The sequence below is a fragment of the Borrelia tillae genome (genome assembly GCF_055693965.1).
Map to the genome: position 1 here is coordinate 1 of NZ_CM146346.1, position 18,993 is coordinate 18,993.

Here is an 18,993-nt window from a genome sequence, read left to right on the forward strand (position 1 = left end):
AATTTAATTGTTAATAGTACAAAACTGAACTACAACTAAATGAACTACAAACAAAATAAACCTAAAAATTATTACTAAATTAATAATACATTTCCTAGAATTATCCTCCTAAATTAGAATTATCCTCCTAAATGCTTTATATTAATTTATATATAAATTAAAGAGGAATATAGTAATGAAAAAAACAAATTTGTTAGTACTAAATATCTGCTCTTATTTTCTTTTTAACTCTCTCTTGTGAACTTAAAACATTAGACAACAAAAACGAAAAATCAAAGGAAAAGTCAATATTACTGAAATCTAAAAAATTACCTAATAAAAAATCTAAAAAACAAGATATTTTTTAACATCCTTTTATACACACCTTGCTATTATAAATTTCAACTCCCCCCTCTACAATTTGTACAAAGATTTAAGTAAAACCTCGATAGTTGCATCAATCTTCATGAAATAATAATCGGCCACCCTACAATCTTGCTCAGCTTTTTGTTTAATTTCTCTAGCTTTTCTCCAAGTATCAAAAGCAACATCCAATTTTTTTTCAGCCTCAAAAATTCTATCATTCTTATCCTTGATATCAACAGCATTCCTAATTTGCTCAAGATCCAAAATGGCCTGATTTAACTCCTTATCAGCCTTATTATAATCTTCGATAGATTTATCCCAAATATCACAAACATTCTTAACCCTATCTTTAGCCCGAGAAGACATTTTATAAAGATTATTCAAAGTCTTTTCATTAAATCCGCTCCACCACCACGATTTTTCAACTTCATTATTAAAGTCTTCCAAAAAATCACTGTCATCCTCTTTCTTATCTTGAACTTCAAAAAGTATATCCCCTTCACCTGCAACATCAATGTGCTCTTCCTTATTTCCATCAAGCGCAAAAAAATCTTCTTCTTTTTCCAAAACCTTAACAATACCATCATTACTAATCTTATTACTAACAACACTGGAAATTTCACTATTATTACAACTCGTAATAAATAAAACTAAAACCATTATTGATAATAAATTTATTATGCGTTCCATAACATATCTTTCCTTTGATTAACTACGTATAAGTATTATTATATTGCAACTTTACAAAAGTAAAGCATAATTCCAATAAAAATTTAAATTGATAACGTTAAAAAAGACATATCCAACTTAGAAAAGAACAACAAGTGGATTTTCAGTTTAACCTTTGTTTTATGGTTAACAGTTCTTGGTGGATTTATAGCTCCGATACTAAAATTACAATAAGTCCTTCCTAGACGCTTTCAGTTTTGTGTTCCGCAAATCTAAGAAATTTCATATAATCATCATTTAAACCCGAAATACTTTTTTCTTTCAGTGATATATTGTTCATTTATTTATAGCTTTTTACTTTTTATTAAATCTAATATACAAACATTATTATTTGATTCTACATTGTAAGGAGAAAGATTACCAAGAACTACCAACATTAGTTTATTTTTTATCTCATTAACGAATTTATTCTTTTCGCTACTAATTGATAAACTTTTCAGTAGTCATCTTATATGATCAGATTCACTACTTATTGCAATCTCATCAATTAGTTTTAATAAATTTTGTATTAGTTCAACATTATTCGATATAAATGTTCTGATATTAAGAGGAATATGATGATGAAATATATGATAATATTGATGAAAATAACACAGAAAAATATGAGGCAATATTAGATAAAAAATATAAAAAAATTATGGATAAAACTAAACAAAGTATAGATAAAGTTCCTACAGTGATAGATGATTGGTCTACTGCTCTATGATTGCAAACATTAAATTAAAGCCCATTCGGAATACGCTCTAGTGAAGAAAAAAATAAAGGCTTAAATACAATTAATATGTTTAGTTATCATTTAATTATCTTCTCCGCATTTCTTCTTATTCCGTTCCATGCTTTTGATATACCCATTAAATTTTTAGCATTTCTTATAACTTCTACTGCAACTTTCCTAGTCCTATTAGTACCTTCAAATATTACTTCATCAACATAAGCTTTTTTAGCTTTAAAAAACTCTCTTCTCTCTCTAATTGGTATTAAAAATTGATTTAAAACCTTAAAAAGCCTCTCTTTTACCTCAACATCTCCAATTGTACCTTTTTTATACCTGGCCTTAAGTTCACAAAGCTCATCAATATCATTATTAAAAGAATCATGATAAATAAAAACAGGATTACCCTCAACTTCTCCTGGTATATCTGCCCTAACTCTCTTAGGATCTGTAAACATAGACATAACCTTTTTACGCAATGATTTTTCATCATCACTTAAAAATATTGCATTGCCAAGACTTTTACTCATCTTAATTTTGCCATCAATTCCTATAAGAGTCTGCGAATCTGTAAATATAGCTTCAGGAATTGGAAAGAAATCTTTTCCATAAAGATAATTAAATCTTCTAGCAAGTTCTCTTGCAAGCTCAATATGAGCCTCATTATCACGTCCAACTGGAACTAAATTAGCCTTTGCCATTAAAATATCCGCACTCATAAGAACAGGATATCCCAAAAGTCCATAAGGGACTTCAGTCAATCCAGCAGTAGCACTCATATCTTTTATACTAGGAATCCTATGAAGACGATTAACCATGACAATCATGGACAATATTAAATTTAATTCTAAAAGTTCAGGGATAGCTGATTGCAAATAAATATTAGCTTTCTCAGGATCAATTCCACAAGCCAAATAATCCAAAACCATTTCTCTAACATTAACAGATATCTCATTGATGCTTTTTAAATCTGCTCTTGTGGTAAGAGTATGCAAATCCGCTATAATAATATAAGTGTCATATTCTTCCTGATACTTTAATCTATTGACAATAGAGCCAATATAATGCCCCAAATGAAGAGTGCCTGTAGGCCTGTCCCCTGTAAGCATGACTTTTTTCTGCAAATTTAAATCTCCTTATTATCTAAATTATCATCAGTTAAAATCTTTGAACCACTTAAAAACACAGAAAAAGGTTTTAAACATTCTATATTATCTACTATCACTTTTATAATCACTGTAAAGGGGTAAGCTATTAAAAGACCCACAATACCCCAAAGCCATCCCCAAAAGAAAAGAAAACAAAGCAATAAAAAAGGCGAAAGATCAAGTCTACGTCCTTGCATCTTTGGCTCAAGAATGTTACCAATCAGCATTTGAACAAAAGTATTATATATAAATATATAAAGCACCAAATTTAAATTAGGATAGAACTGTACCAAAGCAGCTATAACAATAAAAAAAACAGCTAAAATTGAACCTATGCTTGGAATAAAATTGAATACAAATGTAAGCACGGCCCATACACGGGGGAAATCTTGTCCAAATAAATTTAAACCTACAAATACTAAAAATCCTGTAAGAAAACTAACAAACACCTTGATTCCCAAATATTTACTAATTTGAGTATTGATTGTAACCAAAGCTTCAATAAAAATATTTGAAACAGATTCTTTAAAAGCATTTTTGACCTTTATATCAAAAATATGTATTTCTGATAGTAAAAAATATAACAATAAAAACAATACTACTAAACTACTCGCAAATCCAATAATTTCATTAGATATTCGTGTTAAAAAAGGATAAATGTATTTGGAAAAATCTATATTACTAATAATAGCACTATCTAACTTATACTTTTCAAGAATATCTACCATAATAAAAATCAATTGTTTTTGATAATAAGGCAATTGATTAATCAAAATTGTAGCACTATAATAAACAAAACTAAAAACCAAATAAGAAAATGCAAAAAGAACAAAAAAAATTACAAAAACTACTAAAACTCTCGGTATCTTTAATTTACTGAGAAAAGTATAGACAGGATATACTAAAAATCCAAGTACCACTGCAATAGCTAAAGGCTTAAATATTGTTTGTGCTACTTTTAAAATAAAAATCAACATTATAATCAAAGCCACGACATAAAAAACAGACTGAAGTTTAACAAATTTCAACTTATCAGTTGGTTGTAAATCAAAAGCCATCTTAAATTCCCCCCTTAATATATTTAACCACTATAAAGAACACTTAAAACAAGTAAGCATTCATATTAATATAATACTTCAAAAGTAATTTATATATTTAAATGTATCTTTTCCATTATCCAATTATACAATTTGGTTCCCTTACTATAATTTGCTTCTGCCAAATCTCCCACTCTTTTCTCTTTAACCAGTCTTTTAGCATTCTCATCATTCCTATAATAAACCGTCAATGTGTTTTTATAATGATTTAAATTATTATTTAAAATCTCAAAGGCTGGAATATCATTGAAACCATCTGCAATATAAAACATATTTTCAAAAGGAATTTCTCTTCTATTTTTTGGAATCCTTTTATTAATTTTATCATAGATCCCTTATTTAACTCAAAAATTACACGAGTTTTTATAGTATGATCTACAAAATAACACACACTACTTAAAACATTACTTTTTGAAAATTTATTATCTAAACTCTGATAAAAAGGCATAAGATACGTATCTATAAATTCACAAGCCCAAACCTTAGCCACATAAGGAGCAATACTACTTCCCAAAATCATTTGTCTAAAACCACTTGAAACGATATAAATATTTATTACAGAACCTGACTGTTTTAATTTCTTATTAATTTCATTTATTTCTTGAAATAAATGAACAACGCCTTCAAAAAACTTTACTTTTGAACCTAGTTTAAATAACATTTTGTTATTTAAACCTTTAAAAACGCCTTCTTTAACATATGTCAAAAAATGGGATAAATATATCATTTCATTAGCAATTAGATCACAATGATTTTTGTTATAAGTAATACACAAATTTTCAACTTCATCCCAAAATAAGCCAGCATCAACATTATACTCATTAAAAAGTACTTGTTGCATATTGCCATAAATTAAAGTATCATCAAAATCAAATATCAAAGCTATAATTTTTTCTTTTCTATTCATAAACAAAAAATAAATTTAATTTAACATCAACTTGTATTAAAATATATATATAACTATGAATATATTCAATATATTATATATAGTAAGATAATGTTACACGAAACAAATTAAATAGTAATATTTATGATAGATATAAGTAGTATAAATCAAATAAAAGATATTTTTTCTAGAATATTAGATATAAGTTTAATCAGCGTTTTAGTTTATTATATTTACAAAAATGTGGTTAATTCCTATTCCGTAAACTTACTAAAAGGCATGATAATTATTACATCAGTCGGAATCATCTCCTATTATTGCAATTTATACACGACAAATTGGTTATTAAATTACATAGCAAACATCTTACCAATTGCAATGCTAATACTATTTCATCAAGAAATAAAAAAACTAATAATGCAAATTGGTAATTTTAACTTGTCCTTTAAACTTGCAAACAATAAAGAAGAAACTACTAGAACTATTGCCGAAATCATAAAAGCAATCGAACATTTATCAGAAAACAAATCTGGTAGTTTAATTTGTATAGAAAAAAAAATACAATTAGAGCAAATAATAAATAAAGGTATAAAATTAGATTCCATTGTATCAAATGAAATTTTGATATCCATTTTTGATTACGAAACACCTCTACATGATGGAGCAGTTATTATTAGTAATAATAAAATAGTTTATGCTGCTTCTTTTTTGCCACTATCTAATGTTGAATCTATCAGTAAAACCTTTGGCACAAGACACAGGGCAGGTCTTGGGATTTCTGAGAATTCAGATGCAATAACAATAATCACATCTGAAGAAACTGGTTCTATTTCACTCACACAAAATGGAAAATTAGAATATAATTTAAACCTAAATGAAATCAAGAAAAAACTAAATCTTGCATTAATAGAATAAAAAATGATTATAACTAAAAAGCTTATAAACATAGTAAAACTCTTATTTGAAGACTGGCAAAACAAAGCCATTTCTATTTTAATAGCTATTATTATGTTCACAATATTTTACTTTAATAGTATAGAATCAATTATAATAGAAAAAAAATTCAATATTTTATTAGAAGATGAAGTTACATTAGGCAAAATGCCTGATTTTAACAAAGTATTACTTACCGTCAAAATTAACAAACAGGACCTAAAGTATTTAGATCTTGACAGAATAGCTCTATTTATTGACGCTAATAATATAAAAGAAGCCGGAGAATATGAATTGCCAATAAAGATTCAAAAATTTTAATCCCGTAAATATTGCTGAATATAAACTTTCAAAAAATAGAGTTACATTAAACCTTGATAAAAAAATTTCAAAATTAGTCAAAGTCGAAGCCGACCTTACACTACTACTTACAAAAGAAGGCAAAGGGGAATCCTTTTACGTTAAATACAGTGTCGTGCCTGAAAAAATAATAATACATGGCCCTGAAAGAGCATTAAAAACCATAAACTCAGTTAAAACTAAGACAAAAGAATTTGGAATAAACACAGTATTTATGTCAGAACATCTTGAAGTAATCTCTCCAGATCCACTGATAACACTTGATAAAAACCATGTAATAGTCAACATGACACTAATCAAAAAATATATCCAGGCAACAATAAAAAATCCTAATTTAATTTTCAATAATTTAAAAAATGGGCTGGAAATCAAAAACAAAGAACAAATTTTAAATCAAAAAAATGAAATGTCTATTCAAATAAGAAGTGGGCTCTCAGAGAAGATAACTAAAATGTATATAGCCAACAAAAACATTAATCTTAATCTCGATTTAAGTCATATTGAAGCCCCAGGTATTTATGAAATTAACACAGATATTATACTTAAAAACAATACTTATGGTATAGAAGTATATGAATATGAACCCAAAACAATAAAGATTGAAGTAATATCAACCGAGCAATAAGATGATGAAATCGATAGGATGTGATATAATAAAAGTTACAAGACTTAATAGTTTTTTACAAAATAAGAAAAAATTAGAAAGATTTTTTACACAAAGAGAAATTGAACACTTAAAAATGAAAGGCAAGGGAATTTTAGAAAGTTTAGCTGGTAAATTTTCGGCAAAAGAAGCGTTTATTAAAGCGATAAGTCCTTTAATAAATACTAAAATAAAATATTCACTTAAAGATATCGAAATCGTAAGTTTAACAAAAGGCAACATGGGATTCCAATTACACAATGATATTAAAACTCTAATTGAACAAATGAATCTGACATTATATTTGACAATCTCACATGAAAGGGAGTATGCTATTGCATTTGTAGTAGTAGAAAATTAATTCATGAAAAAGATATCATACTTTACAAAATATAAAATTGAGTGCCCTTTATGTAAACATAGATTTAGAAAAGAAGAATTATTAACAGGAAGTAGCAGATTAATAGCTGGTTCTTTAAAAGTCGATTTAAAAAGAGAGTATATAAAAAATGAAAAATATGGAAATATTTATCCCAGAATATACTCAATAATAGTATGTCCAAATTGTTATCTGGCTGCCTTTCCAAGCGAGTTTAATGCAATATCGCTTGTTAATAATACCACGAAACAAATTTTAATTAACCATATTAATGCACGCAAAGATATAAAGTCAATTTTTGAAGATGACTTAAACTTCAATGAAACAAGAAGGCTTCAAGAGGGAGCTGCTAGTTATATCCTTGCAATAATGTGCTATGAACATTTAGATAAAAATTATAATCCAACGCTTAATCAAGCAAAATCTGCAATAAGATCAGCCTGGATATTTGAAGATCTAAACAAGGAATATCCAAATCAAAACTATAACTATTTACAAAAAATATTTTACCATAAAGCAGCATATCTGTATAAATTAACAATTGAAAAAGAACAGAATAATTCAGAACCAATTAATGCTGAGATAATGTTCGGACCTGACACAGATAAAAATTATGGTTATGACAGTGTTTTATACCTATCAGGTCTTCTAGAATACTTTTATGGCAACAAAGAAGATGCGCAATATAGATACAATCAATTAGTAGCAATAAAAACTCTACTTTCTAAAATAGCTGGAATGGGCAAATCATCAAAAGAAAAACCTTCAATACTGATAGATAAAATAAAAGAAGTTTATTTTAAAATCTCAAATGAAATAAAAACTTTTAAATAAATGAAAAAAATACTTGCAGAAGTAGCATATGATGGATCACTATACTATGGATTTCAAATACAACCCGATAAACCAACAATTCAAGGAGAAATTGAAAAAGCATTAGAGAAAATAACTAAAACAAAGACTAAGATTTATTCAGCAGGAAGGACAGACAGGGGAGTTCACGCAAAAGGACAAATAATATCTTTTGATATAGGAATAAATATTAAACTTGAAAATCTAAAAACAGCTATTAATTCCCTTTTAAGGGGTAATATTAAAATAATAAAATTAAAGTATGTAATAGATACATTTCAGCCTAGATTTAATGCCAAAAGAAAAAAATATAGCTATTATATACTAAATAATAAAAATTATTACCCTTGGGAAGAGTATCAAGCTTATTATGTAAAGAAACAATTAAACATTAATAGATTAAATGAGATGGCAAAAATGTTAATTGGAGTACATGATTTTACTACCTTTTCATGTATAAAGGATCGAACTAATTCAAAAGTAAAAAAAATCTACTTTGCTAGATTCAAGAAAAAAAATAAGTTTATAATTTTTGAGATAATAGGCTCTTCATTTTTATGGAAAATGATAAGATTAATAGTAGGCACTATATTAGACATAGAGATAAAAAATGAACCTGTTAATACTTTTAATAAAATTTTAAACTCAAAAAATAGAAAATTTACAAGAACAACAGCACCTGCGAAGGCTTTATTTTTAGACAAGGTTTTTTATGAATAAAAGCAAAATATTTAAAAAACTGTTACTAATCAGAATACTTAAAAATAATATATCAGGAAACATTTATAGCAAACAAGACGAAGAGGTTAGAAAATTTAAAAATAAAATAATAAAAACTAAAAACACAAAAATTCCTAAATACACAAAACAAAAAGACATCAAAGAAAACAATAGACCAATAAAGTTCACAGAATACCAATGCAATAAAACTGACAAAAAAAATTTATTAATAGTATATATAGATAAAAAATACTTAAATCAAAATGCAAATACAATAGTAAAAAAATGGTGTCAAAGCATTAACATATCAAATTATAAAATAATAGATAATCCTAATAATCTAAATTTAGAGCTTAATAATCAACAAACTAAAGCAATTCTTGCCTGTGAGGAAGTAGAGTTGTTTTTAAACCAAAACTTAAGAATTCAAATTGTAAGGGGTTTTGAATTAAACTTTCAAGGAATTCCAATAGTATTTACATATCTTCCTACAAGTCAAGTCACAAATCCAAAACTTAAGCAAGAAATATGGCAAGACTTAAAAATCATAAAAGGTATAATAAAGTATGGATAACAACCATTTGGGGGATAGTTTTTACTATGAAATTGCTTTCAAAATCCCAATTGACAGGCTTTTTTTTTACAAACACAACCTAAAACTAGAAACGGGTATAAGAGTAATAACAAATTTTAATGGAAAAAATATAACTGGAATTATAATAAAAAGATATGCAAAGACAGAACTTAAAGGAGACTTTACGTTTAAAATAAAAAATATACTAAAAGTCATAGACAAAAATGCAATAATAATAGAACACAATATTAATTTGGCACATTGGATTAGTCAAAAAACATTTTCAGGATTTGGAGAAGCACTATTTTGTGGGCTACCTAAAATCTCAACCACAAATAACAATAAGAATAGCAACAATACAAATTCAAGTCCTAAACTGCCCATCCAATTAAATAAAGAACAAGAGAATATTTACAAAGAAATCATTACATCAAATACACAAAATACATTTTACTTATTCGGAATTCCCGGTTCTGGAAAAACAGAAATATTTATCAAGCTATGTGAACACTATTTAGAACAAAAAAAACAAATAATTTTTCTAATTCCTGAAATTTCTTTAGGATATCAAATAATTAAAAGGATTAAATCAAATTTAAGCACAAATCAAGTTTATGAATACCACTCAAAAATATCAAATTCAGAAAAAAGCTTAACATGGAATAAAGTCAAAAATGGGGAAAGTTTAATCATAATTGGAATTAAAAGCGCACTAATGTTGCCATTTAAAAATTTAGGATTAATAATAATGGACGAAGAACATGAATTCACTTACAAATCCGAAAACACCCCGAGATTTCATTCAAGACACATAGGATTTTTTCTACAAAATAGCTTTAATGCCAAATTTATAATGGGAAGCGCAACACCATCACTGGAAGCATATCTTGCTATGGAAAATAATCATATCAAAAAAATGACCTTAAAAAACAAATTTTTTGAAAAAACATTTAAAGAACTTAAAATAATCGACATGAACAAAGAACGCCAAATAATATCATCAGAATTGCTTTATAGCATACAAAAAAGTTTTATTGATAAAAGACAATCTCTAATATTTATCAATAAAAGAGGATATTCAAAAACGCTTGAATGCAATATATGCGGATATATAATTTGCTGTCCAAATTGCTCTTTTAATTTAGCTTATCACAAAGTTAAAAATCAACTCATTTGTCATTATTGTAATTATCAAATAAAAACAATCATCAATTGTCCTGATTGCAACTCACAAGACATAATATACAAAACACATGGCATTCAATTCATTGAAAAAGAATTGAAAAAATTTCTGCCCAATGCAAAAATAGCCAGAATAGATTCTGATCTCAATAAAAAAGCAATTGCTCAATCAATAAGTGAATTTGAAAAGGGACAATTGGACATTTTAATTGGAACCCAAATTATTGCAAAAGGTTTCAATTTTAAACAAATCAAGACACTAGGCATAATTAATGCAGATATTGGAATGGCTCTTCCTGATTTTAGAAGCAGCGAAAGAGTTTTTGCAATAATTTCACAAGTACTAGGAAGATTTGCAAGATTCCAAAACGATAACACAATTATTATCCAAACAAAAAATCCAAATTATTATGCCATAAAATACGCATATGAGGGAAAATATGAAGAATTTTATAAAGAAGAAATAAAAATTAGAAAAGAATTAAATTACCCCCCTTTCACAAAAATCATTAGAATAGTAGTGCGGAGCTATAAAGAAGAAATTGCTCAAAATAAATGTTTAGAATTTTTTGAAATATCTAAAGAGTTTTTAAATTCTGAAATCGACTATTTTGGCCCATCAAAGGCTCCTATGGCAAAGATATCTAACTATTACAGGTATAACATCATATATTTATCAAAATCTTTCAATTTACTTGAAAAACTGATACGCAATACAAAAGAAAAAGTTAAATTAATAACAAGAGATGCCTACATTGAAATAGACTATTACCCACTATCATTACTTTAAAAAAACTTAAAAAAAGTCTGAATTTTCTTCCTTACTAAGGGTTTTTAAAAAAGAGGAGAGAACATAAAGTGCCTTATCGTTATGCCCCCCTTCAGGAATAATAAGATCAGCGTATTCCTTAGTAGGTTCAATAAACCTATAATATCCTGCTCTAGTAGTACTAAAGTATTGATCAATAACAGATTCAACTGTACGCCCCCTCTTAGATAGATCTCGTTCAAGTCTTCTAATAAATCTAATATCATTAGGCGTATCAATATATATCTTTAAATCTATCAAATTACGTACCCGTTCTTCAACAAAAATCATAATACCTTCCACAATAACAACAGGGGTTGGAACTATCTTAACGGTTTCAGTTTTTCTTTTATGATTAATAAAATCATAAAGAGGCATATGAATTACTTTATTTTCTTTGATTTTCTTTAACTGTTTGTAAAACAAATTATTATCAAAAGCATCCGGATGATCAAAATTAACATCTAAAAATTCATATTCATAATCACCAACACTTTTATAATAATTATCTTGCGATATAAGAACAAACTCAGGAATAACTTCACTAATTTTATTAACAATAGTAGTTTTCCCGCTTCCAGATCCACCAGTTATTCCAATAATCTTAACCATCAACCTCTTCTTTATTCTTATCAGGCACCTTCTTAGGCATATTCTTTAATGTCCCGGCAACAAATACATTTTTAAATCCTAATCCTTTTAGGACCTTTTCAGCTTCAAAAGACTTGTTAAAACTTTTACCATAAATTATTATTTGGGTTTCAAAATTACCCAACTTATCTTTCTTGGCAAATAAATTTTTAAAAGGAATATTAATTGCTTTTGTATAATGTGACTTATTATATTCCCTAGTAGATCTAATATCTAATATTACTGCACCACTTTTAATTTTTTCCAACAAAGCCATATTAGTTCTTTTCATTTTTAAAATAATAAAGAACCAAATATATAAAAATAAAAAAACTATTAGTCCTATAAGCTTTATATAATTAACAATCATATCTTTTCCAAAACAATAATATCAAAAAAAAAGAAATAATTGCAATAAAATTGAATTGTTTTTTAGTAAAATTAATATAAAATTCAAATGAATTAATAATTTTATGTTAAAGAAGAATACGACAACTAAAAAATGAAAAAGAAAAAAAATAAATGGGTCAGAATAAAGCAAAAAATTAAATTTATTATATTAAAAATACTGCGTAAACAACTTAAAAGCATCCTTAAAGACCCAAAATTAATACTGATTAGTACATTACAAATAACATTAGGTTCATTCTTGATGGCAGTGTCTACAAACATTTTATACATACCACACGGACTCTTAAGCGGAGGTATTTCAGGAATTGCACTCATGCTGCATTACCTCTTAAGGTTTAACCTAGGGCTTACAATATTCATGTTAAACATTCCATTATTCATTATTGGAATCAGGTTTTTAAATCTAACCTTTGTAATCCAAAGTTGGATTGCAATGGCTTTATATTCTCTAATGGTCAACTATTCACAATTTTTACAATATAAAATACAAATAAACGACATGATACTTGTATCAATCCTAGCGGGTCTAATATCAGGTCTTGGGCTTGGTCTAATATTTAAAGCAAAAGGATCTTCAGGTGGTACAGATATAATCTCCATGCTAATTAAAGAAAAATATTCAATTAGTATTGGAACTACCAACTTTCTCTTTAACCTTGCAATATTACTAATCGCTGCAGCTTTTTTTAATATTGAAATTGCTCTTTATACCTTGATTGCTTCATTTGTAACATCCATAATGACAGATAAAACAAGCACAGGATTTGGCAATCAAAAAGCCATCCTTATCATCTCGGATAAAGGAAAAGAAATATCTTATTTGATTACTAATAAATTAAAAGTAGCAGCTACATTACTTGATGGGAAAGGTGCTTGGGCTGGAAATGATAAAACCATAGTTTTCATAGTAGTTCCCACAATGCGCATGTCCAGAATTAAATATATTTCTCAAAAAGTCGATCCTAACTGCTTTATCACGGTGCTAAATACAAACGAAATAACTGGAGGTAAGAAAATTATCGATTCCGTAACAAATCCAACCATTTAAAGCTTAAAACTTATCTAAAAAAACAATAAAATCATTAATAAGTCGAGTTAATGTCTCATTATCATAAAACAACGACAAAAAATCAATAAATCTTTGTGGAAATGCTGAAACAAATTTTTTTGAAAAATCTGAAGTTTTATCAACCTCTTTATTAATATTAATTTCAAGTTTGAAAGCATGAAGCATCAAAGATATTTCTTTAAATTCTCGATTCAGTCTAGCATAAATACTATCTCCTAAGATCGGATGATTTAAATGCTTCATATGAACTCTTAATTGATGAGTACGTCCTGTTTTAGGCTTTAAAGCAACTAAAGAATAATTTCCTATATTTGCCAATACCTTATATTCGGTTAATGCCTTCTTTCCCTTAACTTTACTTACGTTAAACTTTTTTCTATCATGTCTATCTCTAGCTATAAAAGTCTCAATAATACCAAAATCAACTTTAAAATTGCCCTTAACAACTGCAATATAAACTTTATTAACAAGCCTGTTCTTAAACTGTTCAGACAAAAAATTTAAAGTTGTCAAATTTTTAGCACAAATCATTACACCAGATGTTTCTTTATCTAATCTATGCACAATCCCGGGTCTAATTTTGTCTTCCTGAAAACTATTATCCAAGTCTACAATACGATGCAAAAGAAAATTTACGACAGTATTATCTAAGTTGGATATACCAGGATGACTCAAAATACCCTGGGGTTTATCTAAAACAACAACATTTACATCTTCATAAAGAACATCAATGGATAAACTTAAGGGCCTTATATATCCACTTAAATCAATTTCCTCATTAAATTCTATTAATATTTTATCATCTACAGAAACAGGCTTTGATAACTTGATTGAAATAAAAACCCCATTATTATCTTTAAAAGCTTTAACTTCTCTTTTTTTAATTTGACTTCTAGTAAAAAGACACAAATTTTCAGACAAATAAACATCTAATCTTTTAGAATCTTCCTGTACAATAAACTCTTTGCAAAGCTTCTTCATCTAATCAATAATAAATTAATAATAAACAGTCAATTAAAGCAATGATTAAAGACATTGCAAATCCAGCTGATGTCGAAATCATAAACCTATTAAAAGCCTCATCCTTTGAAAGAACAAGATTATTTGAAAAAGGATATGGCACTCCTCCCCCTTTATCACTCACATCATTATTAAAATAATAAGATAAATCAAAACAAAATAAACTCAAAAATAAAGCTATGGGAAACGTGCCAACACTTATTACCGAAAATCTAAATAACCTTTTACCCCAATTAGAATTGATAGTCTTTTCTACATGCAAATCCTCATTTTCCTGAATATCTTTATAAAAAAAGTTATCATCAGATTCAAATTTAAATAGTGAAATTTCATTATTAAGATTAATATTATTTCCGCCGGAAGAAATTGTATCTTGCAGCGGAAATTTCTGTCTTAAATTCAAATATTCAAAATCAAGTTTAGAATATCCTAAAAAATTTGCATAAAGAATAAAAACATTAAAAAATAAGAATAAAAACTTAATCATTATTGATAATTTAATTTCCTGATTCTAATTTCAAGGTTAAAGTTATCTCATCAACAAGTTCAGAAATGCCAAAATATTGAATAGGTCCTGGATAAATATATAGATTATTTATTGCCCATTCTTCACAATTCCTTGCAAATTTCTTAAAAGGCGCCCCATCCAAGTCAACAAGGGCTTTCTTAATCACAGGTTTTGCAATACCATATCTCTCTTCCATATTCATCATCATTGTTAAAGGAATCCCACCTGCAAGCCATTCAGTAGCATTTTTATCTAAATTTTTAATACTAGACATATAACCCGTTAAGCCATTTAAAATAAGCACGGCAGCATTATAGCCTAAGCTATAACAATAATCACTATCAAAATTTGAAGGGGCAACACTCCTACCTTCATAACCAAAAAAATGATTGATAGGAAGGAATTTTCCACTATATTTGCCAATTTTTTTCAATTTTTCCAATCGCACACTAACCATTTCCATAAATAACTTTTCAGTAGGAACTCTTGACACATTAAAATTACCATGGGGATCTCTTCTAGCACAGAATTTACAAGCTCAACCTGAATAAATGAAGGCAAGGATACATAAACTTCTCTCATATAATCACTAAGCTTAGAAATAAAAATTTTTCTTATAGATTCTACATCTAATCCTTTAAATTCACCTTCATTACTATCAAATATATCACACAATTCAATCATCAAAGATTTAACTTCGGGTATAAACTCAATAACACCTTCAGGAATGATAATAACTCCAAAATCATACCCCTTTAAGGAACGCTTCACTACAATAGAAGTGATATCTTCAACTAGTCCTGATAAAGTTTTATTTTTTGCAAAAACCTCTTCAGATATAATGCAAATATTAGGCTGTGTCTTTAATGCGCACTCAAGAGCAACATGAGATGCACTTCTTCCCATAATCTTAACGAAATGCCAATATTTTCTAGCTGACATAGCATCGCGACACAAATTGCCTATCATTTCTGCATAAAGTTTAGTAGCAGAATCAAACCCAAATGAAATCTGAATATGTTCATTCCTTAAGTCAGCATCAATTGTCTTTGGAACACCAATAACTTGAATATCATGTTGTTTTTTCTTAAAAAACTCTGCTAATAATGCTGCATTAGTATTTGAATCATCGCCTCCAATAACAATAAGAGCATTAAGATTATTTTGTAGCATAACTGATAACGCTTGCTCATACTGAACATCGGTTTCTATTTTGGTGCGACCAGAAGATACAATATCAAAACCTCCGGTATTTCTGTAAGAATCTATTAAATCTTGAGTAATTTCAATTTTTTTGTCTTCCAATAAACCTGACGGTCCACCTTTAAATCCAAAAATTTTTGAATTTGGATTTGCTTTTTTTATCGCATCAAAGATACCAGCAACAACATTATGCCCCCCAGGTGCAGGCCCACCTGAAAGAATTATAGCTACATTTAAAAGTCTTGTGAGATCTACATTTGAAGAACTTTGAGTCAAATTTACAATTGGAAGTCCATAAGTATTTTTAAAAATTTCTCTTAAAGAATCTCTATCCCCAAGAGATTCTGTTTTTTCACCATAAACTACGCAAATATTTTGAAAATCTTCCTTCAAAATTCTTGGCAATTTTGGAACATATTTATACCTTTCTTTTTGAAGAACTGACATCATACGCCCCCTCCTTTCACTATGTATTTAAATTATCTTATTAAATCAATAGTAAAATAATTAATTATTAATATCTATATGTGATTCAAAAATAAAGTGGCATCACCATAAGAAAAAAATTTATAATCCATTTTTACAGCTTCCCTGTAAGCATTAAATACAAAATCTTTACCTCCAAACGAAGACACCAACATTAGAAGAGTTGATTCCGGTGTATGAAAATTTGTAAAAAGCATATCAACAAACTTAAATTGATAACCTTTACCTGGATAAATAAAAAGATTGGTTTTTTGTTCACCGCGCACAAATAACCCTGTATGCTTATCATAAGCGGACTCTAATGTTCTAAGGGTAGTAGTTCCAACAGCCAAGATTTTTTTACCCAAACCCTTTGCTTTTTCAAGCCTAAGAGCCACAGAATCTTTTATTGAAAATTTTTCAAAATGCATTTTGTGTTCTTCGACTGTCTTAGTTCTCACAGGAAGAAAAGTACCGAGTCCAACATGCAATGTAATAAAAGCATATTCAATGTTATTTTCATCTAATTTAAAAAACAACTCTTTACTAAAATGCAACCCTGCTGTAGCCGATGCTGCTGAACCAATATACTTAGAGTAAATTGTTCGATAGCGTTCTTCATCTTTTTTATCATAATTTCTCTTAATATAAGGTGGCAAAGGAATAAGTCCATACTTCTCAAAATAAGATTCATCCACACACTCATAAAATTTAAGTATAATTTCATTATCTGTTTTTGAAATTATTTGGGCCAATAAATTTTGAGGAAATCTATATATATTGCCAACATTCTGTTTTTTAGTCTTGGAAACCAAAGATGTGAATGTATCATCTGAAAGTCTATCTAAAATCAAAAACTCAACATTACCTCCAAATTCTGTTTTGGCATATATGCGCGATTTTCTCACTCTTGAATCATTGAATACAAAAAAAACATTGCTATCAATGTATTTCAAAATATCATTTACTGAACTATTATGATAAATTTTTTGGTTCTCGGGATCCAACACCATTAACCTTGATAAACCACGTTTTTCACTTGGATACTGTGCTATCAAATTATATGGCAAATCAAAATCAAAGTCCTTGGTATACATCACCCTGTCCACTATTAATATCTTTACTATTTTGATCTTTAGTCAACCTCATATGTGAATACGCAAAATCAGTAGCCTTACGGCCTCTATTAGTTCTCTGTATTAACCCCTTCGAAATGAGATAAGGCTCATAGAAATCCTCAAGAGAATCTACCGTCTCACCAACAGAAATTGCTAATGTCTCAGCACCCACAGGGCCACCTTTAAATTTTAATATCAAATTCCGTAAAATATTCCTATCTTGTTCATCAAGCCCCTCATGATCAATTTTTAACATTTCAAGTCCAAAACTTATAATACTTTCTGTAATTAAATTATTACCGCCAACTTGCGCAAAATCTCTCATTCTTCTTAAAAGTCTATTTGCTACACGAGGAGTTCCTCTGGAACTTTTTGCAAGACGCATGGCTGCCTGCTTGTCTAATCTCATACCAAAAATAACAGAATTTCTTTGTATTATATTCATAAGTTCATCTTCACTATAAAGTTCAAATCGCAATGGAATGCCAAATCTATCATAAAGCGGTGATGCCACCTTCCCTGGCTTTGTAGTAGCGCCAATTAAAGTAAAGCTAGGGATTGGAATTCTTATAGTCCTTGCAGAAGAACCTTTCCCCACTACCCAATCTATCTTATAATCCTCCATAGCAATGTAAAGCATCTCTTCTATTACAGGTTTCAGTCTATGTATCTCGTCAATAAATAGAATGCTTTTATCCTCTAATGTTGTCAAAATACCAACAATGTCCTTTGGCTTTTCAAGCGCTGGAGCTGAAGTTACCTTAATTGCAGTATTCATTTCAAAAGCAATAATACTAGCAAGAGTAGTTTTGCCAAGTCCTGGTGGACCACTTAAAAAAACATGGTCTAGAGATTCATTTCTGTCTTTAGACGCCTTTATAAAAACTTCTAAATTTCCTTTAATATGGGACTGCCCTGCAAAATCTTTGAAAGATTTTGGTCTAAGTTCATTCTCACTCTGATCATATACAAAATCCTTATCAGAACTTACAGCGTTAGTCTTGCTATCAAATTTCATCTAAGCTCCCATATTAACCTGTAATTCTTCTTAATACCTCTTTTATCAAAAATTATTCTTGTTCAACTTCTCTTAACATTAAAAATTCATCGGTCAGTAAGATTTCCTTGATTGTATATACAACCAATTTTCTGTCAAATCCCATACTAACAATTGACTGCTCAATCTCCTTAAATTTAACAC

At 28.3% G+C, this 18,993-nt stretch carries 16 protein-coding genes and 3 pseudogenes; 8 read left to right on the top strand and 11 right to left on the bottom strand.

Annotation, left to right across the window (positions count from 1 at the left end; translation table 11 throughout):
* Positions 1–393: 393 nt before the first annotated feature.
* The 4 genes and pseudogenes from ACWUD1_RS00005 to ACWUD1_RS00020 form a co-directional block, all read right to left on the bottom strand.
* On the bottom strand, positions 394–1,035 hold the full coding sequence (locus ACWUD1_RS00005; protein WP_472756565.1) for a hypothetical protein: 642 nt from the start codon (positions 1,033–1,035) through the stop codon (positions 394–396).
* An 831-nt stretch (positions 1,036–1,866) separates the two neighbouring features.
* Complete coding sequence (trpS, locus tag ACWUD1_RS00010) at positions 1,867–2,910, bottom strand: tryptophan--tRNA ligase (protein ID WP_472756566.1); 1,044 nt, start codon at positions 2,908–2,910, stop codon at positions 1,867–1,869.
* Positions 2,911–2,912: 2 nt separating this feature from the next.
* A complete protein-coding gene (locus ACWUD1_RS00015) occupies positions 2,913–3,992 on the bottom strand; it encodes an AI-2E family transporter (RefSeq protein ID WP_472756567.1) in 1,080 nt (359 codons plus the stop codon).
* Between the two features lie 89 nt (positions 3,993–4,081).
* A pseudogene (locus ACWUD1_RS00020) lies at positions 4,082–4,938 on the bottom strand (HAD family hydrolase).
* Between the two features lie 123 nt (positions 4,939–5,061).
* On the opposite strand from ACWUD1_RS00020, the gene cdaA reads away from it, so the two are divergent.
* The 7 genes and pseudogenes from cdaA (at position 5,062) to priA (ending at position 11,350) form a co-directional block, all read left to right on the top strand.
* Positions 5,062–5,832 carry a diadenylate cyclase CdaA gene (cdaA, locus tag ACWUD1_RS00025; RefSeq protein ID WP_472756568.1) on the top strand — a complete coding sequence of 257 codons (771 nt, stop codon included), beginning with the start codon at positions 5,062–5,064 and terminating at the stop codon, positions 5,830–5,832.
* Positions 5,833–5,835: 3 nt separating this feature from the next.
* A pseudogene (locus ACWUD1_RS00030) lies at positions 5,836–6,835 on the top strand (YbbR-like domain-containing protein).
* 4 nt (positions 6,836–6,839) lie between these two features.
* Positions 6,840–7,214 (top strand): holo-ACP synthase, encoded by a 375-nt coding sequence (gene acpS / locus ACWUD1_RS00035; protein WP_472756938.1) that lies wholly within the window; start codon positions 6,840–6,842, stop codon positions 7,212–7,214.
* Between the two features lie 3 nt (positions 7,215–7,217).
* A complete protein-coding gene (locus ACWUD1_RS00040) occupies positions 7,218–8,066 on the top strand; it encodes a DUF2225 domain-containing protein (protein WP_472756569.1) in 849 nt (282 codons plus the stop codon).
* Positions 8,067–8,804, top strand: coding sequence for a tRNA pseudouridine(38-40) synthase TruA (gene truA, locus ACWUD1_RS00045; protein WP_472756570.1), 738 nt, complete (start codon positions 8,067–8,069; stop codon positions 8,802–8,804).
* Positions 8,797–9,378, top strand: a complete 582-nt coding sequence (locus tag ACWUD1_RS00050) for a uracil-DNA glycosylase family protein (RefSeq protein WP_472756571.1) — start codon at positions 8,797–8,799, stop codon at positions 9,376–9,378. The genes truA and ACWUD1_RS00050 overlap by 8 nt, the downstream gene beginning before the upstream one ends.
* Positions 9,371–11,350, top strand: a complete 1,980-nt coding sequence (gene priA, locus ACWUD1_RS00055; protein WP_472756572.1) for a replication restart helicase PriA — start codon at positions 9,371–9,373, stop codon at positions 11,348–11,350. The genes ACWUD1_RS00050 and priA overlap by 8 nt, the downstream gene beginning before the upstream one ends.
* A 6-nt stretch (positions 11,351–11,356) precedes the next feature.
* On the opposite strand, the gene udk is transcribed toward priA, so the two are convergent.
* Together udk and ACWUD1_RS00065 are read right to left on the bottom strand one after the other, a co-directional pair.
* On the bottom strand, positions 11,357–11,980 hold the full coding sequence (gene udk / locus ACWUD1_RS00060) for a uridine kinase (RefSeq protein ID WP_472756573.1): 624 nt from the start codon (positions 11,978–11,980) through the stop codon (positions 11,357–11,359).
* Positions 11,973–12,368, bottom strand: a complete 396-nt coding sequence (locus tag ACWUD1_RS00065; protein ID WP_472756574.1) for a rhodanese-like domain-containing protein — start codon at positions 12,366–12,368, stop codon at positions 11,973–11,975. Before ACWUD1_RS00065 ends, udk begins: the two co-directional genes overlap by 8 nt.
* A 132-nt stretch (positions 12,369–12,500) precedes the next feature.
* On the opposite strand from ACWUD1_RS00065, the gene ACWUD1_RS00070 reads away from it, so the two are divergent.
* A complete protein-coding gene (locus ACWUD1_RS00070; protein WP_472756575.1) occupies positions 12,501–13,457 on the top strand; it encodes a YitT family protein in 957 nt (318 codons plus the stop codon).
* Between the two features lie 3 nt (positions 13,458–13,460).
* Here the strand turns inward: ACWUD1_RS00070 and ACWUD1_RS00075 are convergent, their stop codons facing one another.
* The 5 genes and pseudogenes from ACWUD1_RS00075 to ruvB all read right to left on the bottom strand — a co-directional run bounded on the left by ACWUD1_RS00075 (position 13,461) and on the right by ruvB (position 18,810).
* Positions 13,461–14,459 carry an RluA family pseudouridine synthase gene (locus tag ACWUD1_RS00075; protein ID WP_472756576.1) on the bottom strand — a complete coding sequence of 333 codons (999 nt, stop codon included), beginning with the start codon at positions 14,457–14,459 and terminating at the stop codon, positions 13,461–13,463.
* 4 nt (positions 14,460–14,463) lie between these two features.
* Positions 14,464–14,985 carry a hypothetical protein gene (locus ACWUD1_RS00080; RefSeq protein WP_472756577.1) on the bottom strand — a complete coding sequence of 174 codons (522 nt, stop codon included), beginning with the start codon at positions 14,983–14,985 and terminating at the stop codon, positions 14,464–14,466.
* A gap of 10 nt (positions 14,986–14,995) precedes the next feature.
* Positions 14,996–16,659 (bottom strand): annotated as a pseudogene (locus tag ACWUD1_RS00085) (diphosphate--fructose-6-phosphate 1-phosphotransferase).
* A gap of 71 nt (positions 16,660–16,730) precedes the next feature.
* Entirely contained in the window at positions 16,731–17,771 is a 1,041-nt protein-coding gene (gene queA, locus ACWUD1_RS00090; RefSeq protein ID WP_472756578.1) for a tRNA preQ1(34) S-adenosylmethionine ribosyltransferase-isomerase QueA, read from the bottom strand.
* Positions 17,752–18,810, bottom strand: a complete 1,059-nt coding sequence (gene ruvB, locus ACWUD1_RS00095; protein ID WP_472756579.1) for a Holliday junction branch migration DNA helicase RuvB — start codon at positions 18,808–18,810, stop codon at positions 17,752–17,754. The genes queA and ruvB overlap by 20 nt, the downstream gene beginning before the upstream one ends.
* Positions 18,811–18,993 lie beyond the last annotated feature (183 nt).